This window comes from Variovorax sp. 05L425, from assembly GCF_056397705.1.
The window spans coordinates 75,562-91,540 of the sequence record NZ_JBFTNY010000001.1; the positions used below are offsets into that span (position 1 = coordinate 75,562).

At 69.1% G+C, this 15,979-nt stretch carries 13 protein-coding genes; all 13 read left to right on the forward strand.

Annotated elements, in window-relative coordinates:
* Positions 1 to 2: 2 nt before the first annotated feature.
* The 13 genes from AC1DN9_RS00340 (at position 3) to AC1DN9_RS00400 (ending at position 15,975) form a co-directional block, all read left to right on the forward strand.
* Positions 3 to 290 (forward strand): LysM domain-containing protein, encoded by a 288-nt coding sequence (locus AC1DN9_RS00340; RefSeq protein ID WP_478096205.1) that lies wholly within the window; start codon positions 3 to 5, stop codon positions 288 to 290.
* 2 nt (positions 291 to 292) lie between these two features.
* On the forward strand, positions 293 to 1,429 hold the full coding sequence (locus tag AC1DN9_RS00345; protein WP_478096206.1) for a hypothetical protein: 1,137 nt from the start codon (positions 293 to 295) through the stop codon (positions 1,427 to 1,429).
* Positions 1,430 to 1,490: 61 nt separating this feature from the next.
* Entirely contained in the window at positions 1,491 to 1,988 is a 498-nt protein-coding gene (locus tag AC1DN9_RS00350; RefSeq protein WP_478096207.1) for a phage baseplate assembly protein V, read from the forward strand.
* Positions 1,988 to 2,308, forward strand: coding sequence for a hypothetical protein (locus tag AC1DN9_RS00355; RefSeq protein ID WP_478096209.1), 321 nt, complete (start codon positions 1,988 to 1,990; stop codon positions 2,306 to 2,308). The genes AC1DN9_RS00350 and AC1DN9_RS00355 overlap by 1 nt, the downstream gene beginning before the upstream one ends.
* A complete protein-coding gene (locus tag AC1DN9_RS00360) occupies positions 2,308 to 2,667 on the forward strand; it encodes a GPW/gp25 family protein (protein ID WP_478096210.1) in 360 nt (119 codons plus the stop codon). The genes AC1DN9_RS00355 and AC1DN9_RS00360 overlap by 1 nt, the downstream gene beginning before the upstream one ends.
* A 350-nt stretch (positions 2,668 to 3,017) precedes the next feature.
* Entirely contained in the window at positions 3,018 to 5,486 is a 2,469-nt protein-coding gene (locus AC1DN9_RS00365; RefSeq protein ID WP_478096211.1) for a putative baseplate assembly protein, read from the forward strand.
* A complete protein-coding gene (locus AC1DN9_RS00370; protein ID WP_478096212.1) occupies positions 5,483 to 8,290 on the forward strand; it encodes a putative baseplate assembly protein in 2,808 nt (935 codons plus the stop codon). Before AC1DN9_RS00365 ends, AC1DN9_RS00370 begins: the two co-directional genes overlap by 4 nt.
* On the forward strand, positions 8,287 to 10,269 hold the full coding sequence (locus AC1DN9_RS00375) for a hypothetical protein (RefSeq protein WP_478096214.1): 1,983 nt from the start codon (positions 8,287 to 8,289) through the stop codon (positions 10,267 to 10,269). Before AC1DN9_RS00370 ends, AC1DN9_RS00375 begins: the two co-directional genes overlap by 4 nt.
* A gap of 19 nt (positions 10,270 to 10,288) precedes the next feature.
* On the forward strand, positions 10,289 to 13,228 hold the full coding sequence (locus AC1DN9_RS00380) for a DUF6519 domain-containing protein (protein WP_478096216.1): 2,940 nt from the start codon (positions 10,289 to 10,291) through the stop codon (positions 13,226 to 13,228).
* Complete coding sequence (locus AC1DN9_RS00385; protein WP_478096218.1) at positions 13,221 to 13,925, forward strand: hypothetical protein; 705 nt, start codon at positions 13,221 to 13,223, stop codon at positions 13,923 to 13,925. The genes AC1DN9_RS00380 and AC1DN9_RS00385 overlap by 8 nt, the downstream gene beginning before the upstream one ends.
* A gap of 61 nt (positions 13,926 to 13,986) precedes the next feature.
* On the forward strand, positions 13,987 to 14,919 hold the full coding sequence (locus AC1DN9_RS00390; RefSeq protein WP_478096220.1) for an ATP-grasp domain-containing protein: 933 nt from the start codon (positions 13,987 to 13,989) through the stop codon (positions 14,917 to 14,919).
* A gap of 209 nt (positions 14,920 to 15,128) precedes the next feature.
* Positions 15,129 to 15,530, forward strand: coding sequence for a hypothetical protein (locus AC1DN9_RS00395; RefSeq protein ID WP_478096222.1), 402 nt, complete (start codon positions 15,129 to 15,131; stop codon positions 15,528 to 15,530).
* Positions 15,531 to 15,540: 10 nt separating this feature from the next.
* Complete coding sequence (locus AC1DN9_RS00400; protein WP_478096224.1) at positions 15,541 to 15,975, forward strand: c-type cytochrome; 435 nt, start codon at positions 15,541 to 15,543, stop codon at positions 15,973 to 15,975.
* Positions 15,976 to 15,979 lie beyond the last annotated feature (4 nt).

The window sequence follows — 15,979 nt, forward strand, 5'->3', positions numbered from 1 at the left end:
CCATGGCCACGACAAGTCGCTATGCCAGCCTTCCGGTGCTCACCTGCATCGGCGCGGACGGGCGCGCCGTCAGCTATTTCAGCCGGCGCTTCCTGCCGCCGGGCAGCAGCATGCCGCTCGTGATGAGCGTCACGGTGACGCAAGGCGACCGGCTCGACCTGATCGCCGCGCGCACGTTCGGCGACCCGGAACAGTACTGGCGCATCTGCGATGCCAACGATGCGCTCGACCCCTTCGAACTCACCTCGACGCTCGGCCGTGTGCTGCGCATCGCATCACCGCAGTTCTGAGCATGGACTTCCTCGGCATCCACCTGACCTTGTTGATCGGCCCCTCGGTGCCGCTGCCGGCGCCTGTGGACCTGATGGAGGCGCTGGAGGAAGTGGAGGTCCACACCGGCGACGATCGGTCGGGCTTCCAGATCCGTTTCCAGGTCGGGCGTTCCGGGCCGGCGGACCTGCTCGACTATGCCCTGCTCGCCAGTCCCTTGCTGCAGACCTGGAACCGCGTGATCGTGATCGTCACCTTCAATGCCACGCCGCGCGTTCTGATGGACGGCTTCGTGACGCAACGCGAGTTCTCCGCGAGCGACGAACCCGGGCGCTCGTTCGTGACGCTGACGGGCGACGACGTGAGCGTCAAGCTGGACCTGGAGGAAAAGAGCGCGGAGCACGTGGGCCTCGACGACGGGCTGGTCGCGTTGAAGCTCATCGGCAGCTATGCCGAGTACGGGCTCATTCCGGACTGGCTCCCGCCGCCGGTGATCGATCCGCCGCTGCCCATCGACCGCGTGCCGGTGCAGATGCGCACGGACCTCGAACACCTGCGCTTCCTGGCGCTCCGCCACGGCTACGTGTTCTACATCGTGCCCGGTCCCGTGCCGATGACCAACACGGCCTATTGGGGCCCGCCCGTGCGCGTCGGACTGCCGCAGAGCGCGATCACGGTCAACATGGGACCGAACAGCAACGTCTCGGACTTCAGCGTCCACAGCAACGGCCTCGGGCCGACGCAGGTGAGCGGCAAGGTGCAGGACCGCCTGACCAACCAGGCGTTGCCGATCCGGCTCTTCGCGAGCCTGCGGCCGCCCCTCGCCGCACTGCCTGCGTGGCTCGTGGACCAGCCCAACGTCCGCACCACCCAGTTCCGCGAGACGGGCATCGACGGGATGCAGGCCTACGGGCGCGCGCAGGCCCTGCTGGAGGATTCGATGGACCTGGTGGTCGCCAATGGCGAACTCGATGCGCTGCGCTACGGCGACATCCTGCAGCCGCGCGGGCTCGTGGGCGTGCGCGGTGCAGGCTACCTGCACGACGGGCTCTGGTACGTGAAGAACGTGAGGCACCGCATCCGCAAAGAAAACTACTCGCAGTCGTTCACGCTCGCGCGCGAAGGCTGGGGATCGACCGTTCCGGTGGTGAGGCCATGAGCGCTGCGCCGGGCCGCCCCAAGCAAGCTCGCACCGCAGTGCGAAGCACGGAGGTCATCCAGTGAATCCGTTCTACGGCAAATACCGGGGCAAGGTCGAGAACAACGTCGATCCGATGATGCTCGGGCGCGTGCAGGTCAGCGTTGCGGCGGTGCTTGGAGAGGGCACGCTGTCGTGGGCCCTGCCCTGTGCGCCCTACGGCGGCTCGGGCGTGGGCTTCTTCGCCGTGCCGCCGGTCGGCGCCAACATCTGGGTCGAGTTCGAGGGCGGCAACCCCGAGCAGGCGATCTGGAGCGGCTGCTTCTGGGGCGCTGGCGAGGTGCCCGCGATGCCGGCCGTCGCGGAGATGAAGGTGTTCAAGACCGACTGCATCAGCCTCCAGATGAGCGACCTTCCCGGCGTGGGTGGCTTCATCCTGGAGGTCAATCCCCCGGCGGTGGGGGTGCCGCTCAAGCTCACGCTCGATGCCGATGGCATCAAGCTCGCGATGGCCGCGTTCAGCATCGCGATCGGAGCCACGGGCGTGTCGATCAACGATGGCGCGCTGGAGGTCATCTGATGCCCGGCTTCCTGCTCGACCAGACTTCGATGGTGACCTGCATGCATGCGGGACAGGCGAAGGCGACGGCGCCGTTTCCGCGTGTCACCTTGAACAAGCAGGCGGTGGTCACCCAAGCCGCGGCCTACATGGTCTCGGCCTGCGCCTTCAATGTCTCGGGTGCACCGAGCCCGTGCGTGAGCGCGATGTGGACGACCGTCGCGACCCGCGTCAAGGCCGGCGGCGCGCCGGTGCTGCTGGTGGACAGCCAGGCGCAGTGCGTGCCCAACGGCACCGGCGTGCTGGTCGCGCCGTCGCAGGTCCGTGCAAGGGGAACGTGATGCAGCTCGGCTATCCCTACGGATTCGATGTGCAGGGCCGTACTGCGCAAGCCGCGGGCGATGATCACATCCGCGATCTCATCGAGCAGGTGCTCTTCACCGCACCGGGCGAGCGCGTGAATCGCCCGACCTTCGGCACGGGGCTCGCTCAGCTGCTCTTCGCGCCGACGAGCCCCGAGCTGGCGACCGCGACCCAGTTCCTGGTGCAGGGCGCGCTGCAGCAGTGGCTCGGGGACCTGATCAAGTTCACCGGCGTGCAGGTCGAGAGTGTGGACAGCACGGTGACGGTGACTGTGCAGTACGTGGTGCTGGCAACGCAGCAGCGCATGTCCGCGGAATTCACCCGGGGCGGGGGCTAGCATGAAGACCAGTCATTCAGATCCGGAAGGGATGGGGCGGGCTCACGTCGACGGCGTACTCTGCTCCGCGAATGTCCCCCGGCCTGCGGCCTCCTCCTTTATTTCGCTGCGCAGAGCACACCATCGACGCGATCCATCACGGCCGTGCTTGATCGGCCGGCACAACACAGCGGTTCCCGTGGCGAGGATGCCGGGTGATCCCCGCAGCGAAATAAAGGAGGAGGCGAAGCCGGGGGACATTCGCGGAGGGGATCACCCGGTGTCCTCGCCACGCGCCCCGGACGCCTGCGCCGAATTCAAGCTGCATTCCATGCGTAGCAGGTCACGCAGAAGCGTGGTGGAAGACTGAGATGGACCAGACGATCTGCTGCGACGCCCAGCGACGCATCGACGTCGCGAACTCGACCACGCTCAACGGCATCGATTTCGTCGAGGTCGTCGACGTCGGGGCGCAGTTCCAGCAGGGCCTGCGCGTGCACTTCCTGCGCAGTCCGGCGCCCGCGGGCATCACGGCGGCCAATGTGCTGATCAGCGGCGGCGAGCGCTTCACCGGCATCGTGGTCGACCAGCCGCCCACCTACGACGGCGACGTGCTGGTGCTGCACGTCGACCAGCCGGGCGACTTCTCGACCTACACGCTTCAACTCGTGCAGCCGGACGGCAGCGGCCTGCCGATGGCGGGCATGGACCCGGTGCTGTCGTCGGTGCAGTTCTCGTTCAAGGTGGATTGCCCCTCGCCTTTCGACTGCCAGCCGGCCGCGACCTGCGCGCCCACCGTGGCCGCCGTGCCGGAGCTCAACTACCTGGCGAAGGACTACGCGGGCTTCCGCCAGCTCATGCTCGACCGCCTCGCCACGCAGGTCCCCGGCTGGCAGGAAACCCACGTGGCCGATCTGGGCGTCGCGCTGGTCGAGATGCTCGCCTACGTCGGCGACTACCTGAGCTACCAGCAGGATGCGGTGGCGACCGAGGCCTACCTGGGCACCGCGCGTCTGCGCACTTCGGTGCGGCGACATGCCCGACTCGTCGACTACTTCATGCAGGAAGGCTGCAGCGCCCGCGCCTGGGTGCAGGTGCAGGTGCAGGCGGACAACGTGGTGCTGCCGGCGCATACGCCGATCCTCGGCGGCAAGGCAGGCGCCACGCCGGTCGTCGCGAAGGCCGGTTACGCCGCGGCGTTGGCGGGCCAACCCGTCGTGTTCGAGACGGCGCAGGCCGCGACGCTCTTCCAGGCGCATCAGCAGATCGGCTTCCATACCTGGGGCGACCGCCGCTGTGCGCTGCCCCGGGGCGCGACGCAGGCGACCTTGCGCGGGCGCTTTCCCCAACTGAAGGCGGGCGACGTGCTGGTCTTCGAGGAAGTGCTGGGGCCCGAGACGGGACTGCCCGTTGATGCGGACCCGACCCATCGCCAGGCGGTGCGACTGGTCAGCGTCACGATCAACGACGCCAAGGGCCAGCCCCTCCAGGACCCGCTCTACAAGCAACTCGTCACGCAGATCGCGTGGGCCGCGGACGATGCGCTGGCCTTTCCGCTTTGCCTGTCTGCGCGCATCGCGAAGAACAGCACGGAGACCGACGTGAGCGACATCAGCATCGCCCGGGGCAACATCGTGATGACCGACCATGGGCAGCGCCTCGCGGCGGCCGAGGTCATCGGCGAAGTGCCCCAGCCGACGCTCTATCGCGCGCCGGTGGCGAGCGGCACGATGTGCACTGCGTCGCAGCGGGAGCCGGTGCCGCCGCGCTTCCGCCCCCGGCTGACCCAGTCGCCGATCACCTGGGCCGTGCCCTTCGATCCCGCGGACCTCGGCGCATCGGCGGCAGCGCTGCAGCAGCCCGATGCGGCGAGCGCCGTGCCCGCCATCCAGCTCGCCGGCAGCCTCGAGGGACAGTCGGTCGACTGGTTCGCGCAGCAGGACCTGCTCGGAAGCCATGCGGACGATCCGCACTTCGTCGTCGAGCCCGACGACGCGGGCGTGGCGTGGCTGCGCTTCGGTGATGGCACGCACGGGCGGCGCCCGGCGTCCGAGACGGTGTTCAATGCCAGCTACCGCGTCGGCATGGGCAGCGCCGGCAACGTCGGCGCCGGAACGCTGGTGCGCATCGTGACGGACGACCCGGCCATCGTCGGCATTCGTCAGCCGCTGCCGGCCAGTGGCGGCACCGAGCCCGAAAGCATCGCCTCGGTGCGCGCGAAGGCGCCGTATGCGCTGCGCACGCAACAACGCGCGGTCACGACCGACGACTACGCGCGCCTCGCCGCGAAGCTCCCCGGCGTGCAAAGCGCGGCCGCCACGATGCGGTGGACCGGGAGCTGGCGCAGCGTCTTCGTCACGGTCGATCCCTTCGGCGGCGGCGCGCTGGATGCGGCGGCGGAGGCCCGGCTCGCTCAGTCGCTCGAGAGCCTGCGCATGGCCGGCCATGACCTGGAGATCGAGGCGCCGATCGCGGTGCCGCTCGAGATCGCGATGCAGGTCACGGCGCGGCCGGAGTACTTCGGCGCCGAGGTCTCGCAGGCGCTGTCGGAGGTCTTCAACAGCCGCGTGCGGCCGGATGGGCGGCTTGGCCTCTTCCACCCGGACAACTTCCGCATCGGCCAGGACGTGTATTCGAGCCCGCTGTATGCGGCGGCGATGGCGATCGACGGCGTCGCGTCGGTGCAGATCACGACCTTCCAGCGACGCGGCGACGCGGGCCGCGCGGCGCTCGATGCGGGCGTGCTGCCGATCGGGCGCCTCGAAGTGGCGCGCCTGGACAACAACCCGGACTTTCCGGAACGCGGCGTCTTCAGCTTCGTGGTGAGGGGCGGAAAATGAGCACCAGCTCCAACCCCTCGCCTGGCGTGCTGGACGCCTGCGGCGCATGCGCTGGCGTGTCGCCGCAAACGCCGGGGGTCGTGGCCAACCGCGCGGGTCTGTCGTCGATCAGCTACCGGGTCGGAACGCAGCCGCTTTTCAAGGAAAGCATGCAGGCACGCCTCGGCACGCTGCCCGAACTCCGCACACGCGACACCAGTGACTTCACGCTCGGCCTGATCGACGCCTGGGCCAGCGTGGCGGACGTGCTCAGCTTCTACCAGGAGCGCATCGCCAACGAATCCTTCCTGCGCACCGCCACCGAACGACGATCGCTCGCAGGCCTCGCGGAACTGGTCGGCTATGTGCCGCAACCCGGTGTGGCCGCCAGCACCTGGCTTGCATTCACGATGATGCAGGCGCCCGGAACGCCGTCGACGGCGGTCGACATTCCCGCGGGCACGCGCGTGCAGAGCATCCCGCTGCCCGGCGGCCTGCCGCAGACCTTCGAGACCATCGAGACCGTTCCGGCCAGGGTCGAGTGGAATGCGTTCCGGCCGAGCCTGAGCTTTGCACAGACGGTGGATGCCGACACGACGGATGTGCTGCTGAGCGGCGTGTCGACGGGCCTCAAGCCCGGTGACAGCGTGGTCGTGACACCCAGCGAGCCAGGAAGCCGCCCGGTGCTGCGCACGGTGTCCGGCGTGACGCCGATGGCGGCCGAGCAGCAGACCCGCGTGACGCTGCGGCCGGCGATCTCCGGGGCCCAGGTACCGGTTCCCGCGCCGCCTCCGCCGCACCGGCTGCGTCCGTTGATCGCCATTGATTCGCTGCGCGTCGACACGGTGCCGCTGAACATTGCGACCACGTTCGCGGCCCCACGCAACTGGTCCTTCGTGACGCAGCAGGTGTTGGCCGCCAACGTGCCTTTCATCGCGCGCGCCGACGACCTGAATGTCTTCGGCTGGCGCCTCGGACTCAAGCTCACCCAACTGTTCAGGACCCTCGCGGCGTACTCTCCACCGGTCGCGCCGAGTGTCCATGCGTTGCGCACGAAGGCTTCGCTCTTCGGCTACAACGCGCCCGATCCGCGCAGTCTGCCAGCCGCCATCGCGGGCCAGTATTCGGACGACCGCGGTACCGACGGCGATTGGCAGCCGCCCTCCGACACGCTCGACCCGCTGCTCGATGCCACCTACCCGCGCATCGCGCCGGGCGGCGACGCGGCGCCCAGCTTTGCGGCGCTGAGATGGAGTGACAGCCAGGGCGAGCACTGGGTCGTCGCCAATGTCGACGGCGTCGCCGAACACGGCATTGCGAAATACACGATGAGCGGCAAGGTCACCCAGCTTCGGCTGTCGGTGGTCGGCCAGAGCGACGGCGGGCCCGTGTCGGTCTCCTATCCGAACTTCAGCAACTACCGCGGCGCCACCCTGCAGGCAGAGAGCGAAGCCCTGCCCCTGGCGCGCCTGCCGAACGAGGACCCGCTGCCGGCCGACAGCCAGATCGACCTCGACACCTGGGTCGACGGCCTCTACGCCGGCCAGCGGCTGATCGTCACGGGCGAACTCGCCGACTCGCCCGGCAACTACGCGAGCGAGATGGTGCAGATTCAGTCGGTCGAGCATGCGATCGGCGCCGACGGCGGCACCACGCTGTCGCTGGTCAGCGCACTGACACAGGCCTATGTCCGAAAGACCGTCACGATCAACGGCAACGTCGCGTCCGCCACGCACGGCAGCGGCGTGAACGAAGTGCTGGGCAGCGGCAATGCGAGCCTGCCTTCGCAACGCTTCACGCTGCGGCAATCGCCGCTCACCTACGTCAGCGCGGCGACGCCGAGCGGTGTCGCATCGACCCTCGCACTGCGCGTGAACGGCGTGCGGTGGAGCGAGGTCCACGACTTCTACGGCAGCGCCGCGAGGGACCGCGTCTACATCGCCCGCCTCAATGACGACGGCAGCACCAGCCTGAGCTTCGGCGACGGCGTCAACGGCGCTCGGCCGGCAACCGGCACGGAGAACATCGTCGCCAGCTACCGCAAGGGCATCGGCGCGGTCGGCAATGTTGCTTCGGGCCAGCTCACGCTGCTGCAGACGCGCCCGCTCGGCGTGCAGGGGGTCATCAATCCGACGCCCGCCACCGGAGGCACCGATGCCGAGACGGCCGACGACATCCGCACGAACGCAGCGCTCGGCCTGAGCACGCTCGGCCGCATCGTTTCGCTGCAGGACTACGAGGACTTCGCCCGCGCCTTCGGCGGCATCGCCAAGGCGCTCGCCACCTGGACCTGGTCCGGGCAGACCCGCGGCGTCTTCCTCACGGTCGCCGGCATCGACGGCGCCGACGTGGAATCGGGCGGCGCGGTCTTCGGCCACCTGCTCACCGCGATCGGCGATTCGGCCGAGCCGAACGTCCCGGTGCGGCTCAGCAGCTACCGGCGCGGCGCCTTCACCTTCAGCGCGAACCTCATGGTCGATCCGGCCTTTGACATGGATGCCGTGCTGGCCGCAGCACAGCAGGCCGCGCGCGATGCGTTCTCCTTTGCGCGGCGCGGCTTCGGCCAGGCGGTGACGCGCAGCGAGATCATCGCGCTGCTGCAAGGTGTGCCGGGCGTGGTGGCGGTGCAGGTCTCGGCGCTGCGGCGCACCGACACGGCGCTCTTCGTGCCGGCTGCGCGCATCGCCGTGCTGCGCGAAAACGCGCAGATCGACGCGGCGCTGCCCCAGGTGGGCTCCGGCGCGAGCGTCCTCGCCGCCGAGTTGCTGACGTTGGACCCGAGGCCGTTGAACCTGGTCGCGACCTGGGCGGAGGCCCCCCCATGACACTCGACGGCGACGCCCTCCTTCAACTGCTGCCTGCGATCTACAGGCTGCGCGATGCCGACCAGGGCGGCGCGCTCGCGCGGCTGCTCGACGTGCTGGCCGAGCAGGTGCAGGTGCTGCAGGAAGACCTGGCCCAGCTCTACGACGACCAGTTCATCGAGACCTGCGCCGATTGGGTCGTGCCCTACATCGGCGATCTGATCGGCTACAGGCAGCTCAACGGCGTGGCCGCGACCATCAGCAGCCCGCGCGCCGAGGTGGCCAACACGATCAACCTGCGGCGCGGCAAGGGCACGATCACCGTGCTCGAGCGGCTGTCCCGCGACGTCACGGGCTGGGATGCCCATGTCGTCGAGTACTTCCTCGGGCTCGCGGTGACCCAATGCGTGAAGCACGTGCGCGCAGGCGCCGGCGGCACGGTCGACATGCGGCGCCAGCCGGTGCTCGAGCGCATCGGTTCGCCCTTCGACAGCGCGGCCCACACGGCCGAAGTGCGCGGGCTCGGATGCGGCGGACGCTGGAACCTGCCCAACGTCGGCATCCACCTGTGGACCCAGGAAAGCACCGGCCTGTCACAAGCCACGGCTTTCGCACTGGATGATCTGCGCTTCTTCTTCAACCCCCTCGGCACCGACACGCAGCTCTTCAACCGCCCGCAGCCGTTGCCGGGCGACGCGCCGCTGGCGCGCGAATCGAACCTGCCGGTGCCGATCAGCCGCCGCGCGCTGGCGGCCGACCTGAACGGCTTCTACGGACAGGACCTGTCGATGTTCATCGCCGGCCTGCCCGCCGGCACCGAGCTGCTGTCCGCCGATCTGTCGGACCTCGATGCCGGCGGCACGAAATGGGCCCACGTGCCCGTGGCGGGCAGCGCGCTGATCGATCCGCAGCGCGGGCGCATCGCATTCGCCGCGGCGCCGCCGAAACCACTGCAGGTCTGGTTCCATCGCGCCAGCGCATCGGACATCGGCGGCGGTGAATACGAGCGGCTGTCAACGCTCTCTCTCGGCCTCCAACCCGTGGTCGAGGTCCCGTCCGCGAGCGGCAGCGTGCAGACGGCCCTCACCGCCGTCGCATCCGGTGGCGCGGTGCAGTTCCCGAGCAGCGCGACCTGGGCCGAGACGCCTTCCGTCGCGCTCGCGGCCAATGCCGTCGTCGAGCTGCGTGCCGCGGACCAGACGCGGCCGGTCCTGCAACTGTCGGGCGAGCTGAAGATCAGCGGCGCGACCGGTTCCGAACTGACACTCAACGGTCTCGTCATCAGCGGCGGCGCGCTGCATCTCGCGGCCACGGCCAACGGACAGGGGCCCGATACCCTGCGGCTGGTGCACTGCACGCTCGTTCCCGGGACCTCCGGGCTGCTCGTCGAGACGAAAGGCACGCGGGTCGAACTGGACCATTGCGTCGTCGGCACGATGCGCATCGCCGCGGAGTGCAGTGTGAGCCTGACGAACTGCATCGTCGATGCCGGCGACCCCGCCGCGGTGGCCTTCGCGGCCGTCGACGGCGACGCAGCGGGCGGCGCACTCCAGGCCACCGACTGCACGCTCATAGGGCGGGTCCACAGCACGGCGATCGCCTCGGGCTCGAACTGCATCTTCCACGCGCGTGCAAGTCTCTCCGGCGGCGGCACACCGTGGCCGGCACCGGTGTGGTCCGAGCGGCGGCAGGAAGGTTGCCTGCGCTTCTCGTACCTGCCGCTCGAATCGATCGTGCCGCGTCGCTACCGCTGCCAGCCCGCGTCGGCGGCCGATGCGAGCCGCGTCGTGCCCCTCTTCGATTCGCTGCGCTACGGCGACGCGTCCTATTGCCAACTTGCCCGGCGCTCGGCCAACGAGATCCGCACGGGTGCCGACGACGGCGCCGAAATGGGCGTCCACCACGAACAGATGGCCCAGCAGCGCGAGAGCAACCTGCGCCTGCGCCTGGCGGAGTACCTGCGCGTCGGTCTCGACGGCGGCCTGCTTTTTGCCGACTGAGCCAAAGAGGAGGAACAACATGAAAGCCGACTTCAGCCGCAATACCTTCAATCCGCACAAGCACTACAGCGCCGTGCTCCAGCAGCAGGGCCGGGTGCAGGTCGACGCCGACTGGAACGAACAGCAGGCCATCAACGCCTACCGCGGCGAGCGCCTCGGCATCGACGTGATCGGCCCGAGCGGCGCTCCGCAGGACAACCCGGGCTTCGGCCTGGGCTTCACCGCCGACGGCAGCGACCTGACGATCACGTCAGGCCGCTACTACGTCGACGGCATCCCGTGCGAGATCGAGCCGGGCCAGACCCTTGCCTTCAGCAGCACCGGCGACAACAAGGCGCAGGTGGCCTTGCCGCGCTCCGATCTCGCGGACTTCCACGTTGGCCAGTGGGTGCTGCTGAACGTCACGGCGGATGCGTCGCAGATCCTGCGCATCACTACCGTGGCCGCCTCCGACGGCGCGCTCACGTTGACGCTTGGTGCCGCGATCACGCGGCCCCCGACGCCGGCCACCGGCACCTTCAACGGCGTGCTTCGCCGAATCACGACCTACCTGACGCAAGCCGACTTTCCGAACCCCGACTTCGCGACGGCTGCGGCCGGCGCCAATGCGGCCGCACTCGCGCTACCCAAAGGGCTCTACGTCGCCTACCTCGACGTCTGGCAGCGCCTCGTCAGTGCGTTCGACGACCCCGCCATCCGCGAGTCGGCGCTCGGCGGCCCGGACACAGCCGTTCGCGCGAAGACAATCTGCCAGCTGAAGCTGCTCGCCGTCACGCCGCCCGCAACCGATGCGCCGGCCTGCGGCACGGCCTTCCCCGAATGGGACGCGCTGACCGGCGGCGGCAGCGGCGCGCTCTCGGCTCGCGCTGCCCCTTCGCTGGGGCAGACGGGCCCCTGCCTGATCCCTCCCGGCGGGGGCTATCGCGGGCTCGAGAACCAGCTCTACCGGGTCGAGATCCACACCGCCGGCACCGACGGCCACGCGACCTTCAAATGGTCGCGTGACAACGGCAGCGTCGTCACGCCCATCCAGTCGTTCAGCGGCAGCACGCTGACCGTCGACAGCACCGGCCCGGACGATGCACTGGGCCTGGCGAACGGCCAGTGGGTCGAGATCCTCGGCGATGCCGACGAATTGCACGGCAGGCCGGGGCAATTGATCCAGATCGCCACCGTCCAGCCCGCCACCTCGACGGTGACTTTCGCCGCATCGCCGACGCCGATCGATGCATCCCTGAAACCGAAGATGCGGCGCTGGGACGGCACCGCCACCGTGGTGCCCGCGGGCGGCGGCGGCTGGCTGGACCTCGAACTCGGCGTGCAGGTGCAGTTCACCGCGGGCCAGTACGCGACCGGCGACTACTGGCTCATCCCCGCGCGTTCTGGCGCGACGGCCAGCGTCGAATGGAACCATGCCGCGCCGCAGCCGCCGAGCGGCGTCGTCCATCACTTCGCGCGCATCGGGCTGCTTCGCTGGGCGGGCACCTCGGCGGGCAGCCTGATCACCGATTGCCGCCCCACCTTCGCGCCCCTGACGGACGTGCCTGCCGCGCTCCACATCACCGGGATCAGCTGGCAGAACGACGACGTGCTGCAGCTCTCGCAGTTCGTCACCGGCCTGTCGATCTCGATGGATGGGGCGCCGATCGGGCAATACACGGTCAACCTCGACCCGGGCACGGGCACGCCGGTGCCGACGAACGTGGCATTGATGACGGCTTCCGACAACTCGATGATCGTCACGGTCGAGATTCCAACCCCCGTGCCGAACCAGCCCGCCAATGCCCAGCCCGCGTTGACGATGTCGGTACCGGTGGTGCTGCCTGGCAATCCGATCAGCTGGCAGGCGAAATCCAGCACCCTCCTGTGGGTGCCCAGCCCCGCGGCGCAAAGCGTGGTCAACGCGCTGAGCGGCGGGCAGGCGCGCGTGCGCGTGCGGATGAAGGGCAACTTCATCTGGGGCGACCTTGGTCAGGAGCGGCTCTATCTCGACGGCGAAGTCCGCGGCCAACCGGGGTTGAGTGCATCGCGCACCAACAGCCTGCGCACCGACCTGGCCTTTCCCTCGGGCTGCGGCCGCCGCTACAGCGACTTCGAGAGCTGGTTCACCTTGCAACTCGCCGCCACGCCGGTCTCGCTGCGCAGCTTCGGACTCAACGCGGCGGTGCTGCTCGGCGACGGCGGGGTGACCGGGCAGGTCGTGCTCGCCAGCGTCGCACAGGCGCCGGTGACGGTGACGCTGGCGGCCAGCAGCTCGCCGACGATCTCGGTCGTGCTGAACGGCGGCAATCCCCTGACGATCCCGGCGGGGCAGACCACCGCGACCTTCCCGATCACGGTCACGGCACCGGCGTCGAGCAGCGTCGTGAACGTGACGGCCAGCGTGCCGGCCATTCCGAATTCGCAGTTGACAACCTCGCTCACGACGAACTTCACCGTCGTGGTGCTCAGCGTCGCCGTGTCTCCGCCGACGGCGCTGTTGCTCGCCGGCACCTCGCAGCAGTTCACGGCCAGCGTCGGCAGCAGCGGGGTCGCCATCCCGGGCGGCGTCGACACGGGCGTGACGTGGAGTTGCAATGGCGGCTCCATCAGCGCGTCGGGCAACTACGTGGCACCGGGCGCGGCCGGCGTGTTCAACGTGGTCGCGACGAGCGCCGCCGACCCGCGGCGAAGCGCCCAGGCCACGGTGACGGTGCGCGTCAAGGGGAAAGACAAGGACAAGGACAAGGAGGCCGCTGTCGACAAGGCCGTGCGCATCGACAAGGTGGTACTCGCCGAGAAGGTCAGCGACGTGGTGGTGCGCGCGCCCGTGGCCAGTCCCGTGATCGCGGGCCCCGCGGTGATCGCTTCGCCGGCGATCCCGCAGCGCTCCTTCATCGCTCCTGCGCAACGGCCGGACGTCGGGCTTCCCGCGGCGCCGGCAGCGCCCACCAACCCGGGCACGGGCGGCGGTGGCTGAGCGGCCGCTGCTCGTGCTCGCCGATGAGCGGGATGCCGCGGCGCAGGCCTTCGTCGCACGCCATCGCAAGGATGGCGCGCGCCTGCTGAAGCCCTCGGACCTCTCGTGCGCGGGCTGGTGCCATCGCGTGGACGATCCGGCCGCTTCCGTCGCCGTCGTGGAGGGTCTCGCCATCCCCGGGTCGGTGCTTCGCGGGGTGATCACGCGGCTCGCCGCCATCGCGCCGGCGCAGCTGCCGCACGTGGCCCAGGCCGATCGCGACTACGTGGCGAGCGAGATGACTGCCTTCCTTGGCGCCTGGCTGTCGGCGCTGACATGCCCGGTGATGAACCGCCCCTTCGTCCCTTCCCTGTCGGGGCCGGCGTGGTGCAGGGAACACTGGGTGAAGCTTGCGCTCGACCTGGAGGTGCCCGCGGCCCCGGTGCGGCGTGCGCTGCGGCCCGGCGCGCCCATGCCGGGCCTGCAAGCCCCGCCTGAAGCGTGCGTTCGCCTCGACGTCGTCGGCCCGACGATCCTCGGCCATGCACATCCGCGATTGCGCGCCCATGCACGGCGGCTCGCCGATGGCGCCGGCATGCCACTGCTCGGCGTGCTCTTCGATGCGGAAGACAGCAACGCACGCTTCGTCGGCGCCGACCCCTGGCCCGATCTCTCCGACGAGCCGATCGGCGATGCCTTGATGGATTGCGTGCCATGAGCGCCGCGCCGGGCCGCCCCAAGCAAGCTCGCACCGCAGTGCGCAGCACGAAGGTACTCCTATGAGCGAATACCGCGCGACGGGCCCCGTTCTGCTGTGGGGTTCTCCATTCGATCTCCCGATCGCCGCCGTCTGCACCGCGCTGAGCCGCCTCGGAACGCCGATGTTCCTCGTCGACCAGACGCGCTCCGGCGAAACGTCGATCGACATCGAGATCGATGGCGTCCCCACGGGCTGGATCCAGGTCGGCGACCAACGCTGCGAGCTCGATCGCATCCGGTCGATCTACGCGAGGCCCCTGGACCCGGTGCGCGCAGAGGACGCATCGACGCTGGGCACCACCGGCGCCAGGCTTCACGCCGCCGCGATCGACGAGGCCCTGGGCTGCTGGCTCGAGCTGACGCCGGCGCTCGTCGTCAACCGTTTGTCCGCAATGGGATCGAACAGCTCCAAGCCCTACCAGGCGGCATTGATCACGCAAGCCGGGTTCGCAGTGCCCGACACGCTCGTGACGAACGACCCCGACGCGCTGCGCCGCTTCTGGAAGCGCCATGGCAGCGTCATCTACAAGTCCTGCAGCGGCGTGCGCAGCATCGTCTCGCGCCTGTCGCCGGACGACGCCGACCGGCTTGCGCACCTGCCCACCTGCCCGACCCAGTTCCAGGAATACGTGCCCGGAACCGACTACCGCGTGCACGTGATCGGCGACGAGATCCACGGCCACGCGATCGAATCGGACGCCGACGACTACCGCTATGCGGGCGCGGCCGGCGTTCGATTGAGGCCCTGGCAAGTGCCCGACGAACTCAGGCCCCGCCTGCGCGCGCTGGCCGCTTCGCTGGGGCTCGTCATGGCCGGGATCGACCTGCGTCGCAGGCCGCAAGGCGACTGGGTCTGCTTCGAGGTCAATCCCTCGCCGGGATTCACCTTCTACGACGACGAGGATGACGAGCCGCTCGCGCGCGCCGCGGCACGCTTGCTCAGCGAGGCCTGATGGTAGGGCCAAGCCGGGCGCGGCACAGCATGGTCGATATGTTCACTCGTCGGCCGCCTCCCTCATTCTGGGGACAAGAAACGGTGCTCCCAACCTTTTGAGTGCGCCAAGGCACATCGCAAAAGCGTCTGTCTTCCTACGATTCCAGACAGTTCGAAGCGAAGTCGCGCGAACCCTTGCACTCAACCTTGTTTCACCGGGAGTCGATCATGAAGCTGTCAACTGCGTTGCGCTCGTTCTGGCGCGTGCCAGTAGCCATCGTTATCACCAGCGCCCTGGCCGGCGGAGCATCACTGGCTTCCGCCCAAACAATGCGTGCCCCATCTCAGGTGCAGGGCACGCCGCTCACGCTCTTGCTGAGTGGCCCCACGGGCAATCCTTCGACACTGGTCTATACCGCGGAAGCCGGCTGGCGCCTTCATGCCGGGCTGGACGCCGATGCGCAACCCCTGAAGACTGCGCTCAATCCGCCCCCGATGCCGACCGACGAGCAACCGCCACTGGAGCGTCCGCTCACCGTATTCATTGACGGACCGACCGGCTTCACCTTCATCTATGTATTCGACGAAGGCTGGAGATTCGTCGGGCAGATTGCCAACGCGAGCCGCTAGCAACCGCAACATGCGATCAAAGGCACCGGCACTCGTGCGTATCGGCGGCTCCGGCATCACGCTTAGCGCGGCAACCTGGACCGTGGCGCTATGCGCGGGACTCGCACCATGGGGCCGACTCTCTGCGCAGGAAGCGCACCGTCCAATGGACGATCCGCGCATCGCGAGCGCGTGGCAAGCGCTACGCACCGTCAATTGCGAGCGCTGCCACGGCAAGGGTTACGAGGGCCTGGCCGCGCCATCCATCGTTGACTACGCCCGTACCCAAAACCGCGAGTCCTTTGTGCGCGCGGTGCTCGACGGCAATCCGCCGCGGGGCATGCCGGGCTATCGAGGCAATCCGCTCATTGCCGAGAACATCGACGCCATCTATCTCTACTTCCTGGGGCGAGCCGATGGCTCGATCGAACCAGGCGCCCGGCCCGCGCCGCGCGTCGCGGACTGACGCA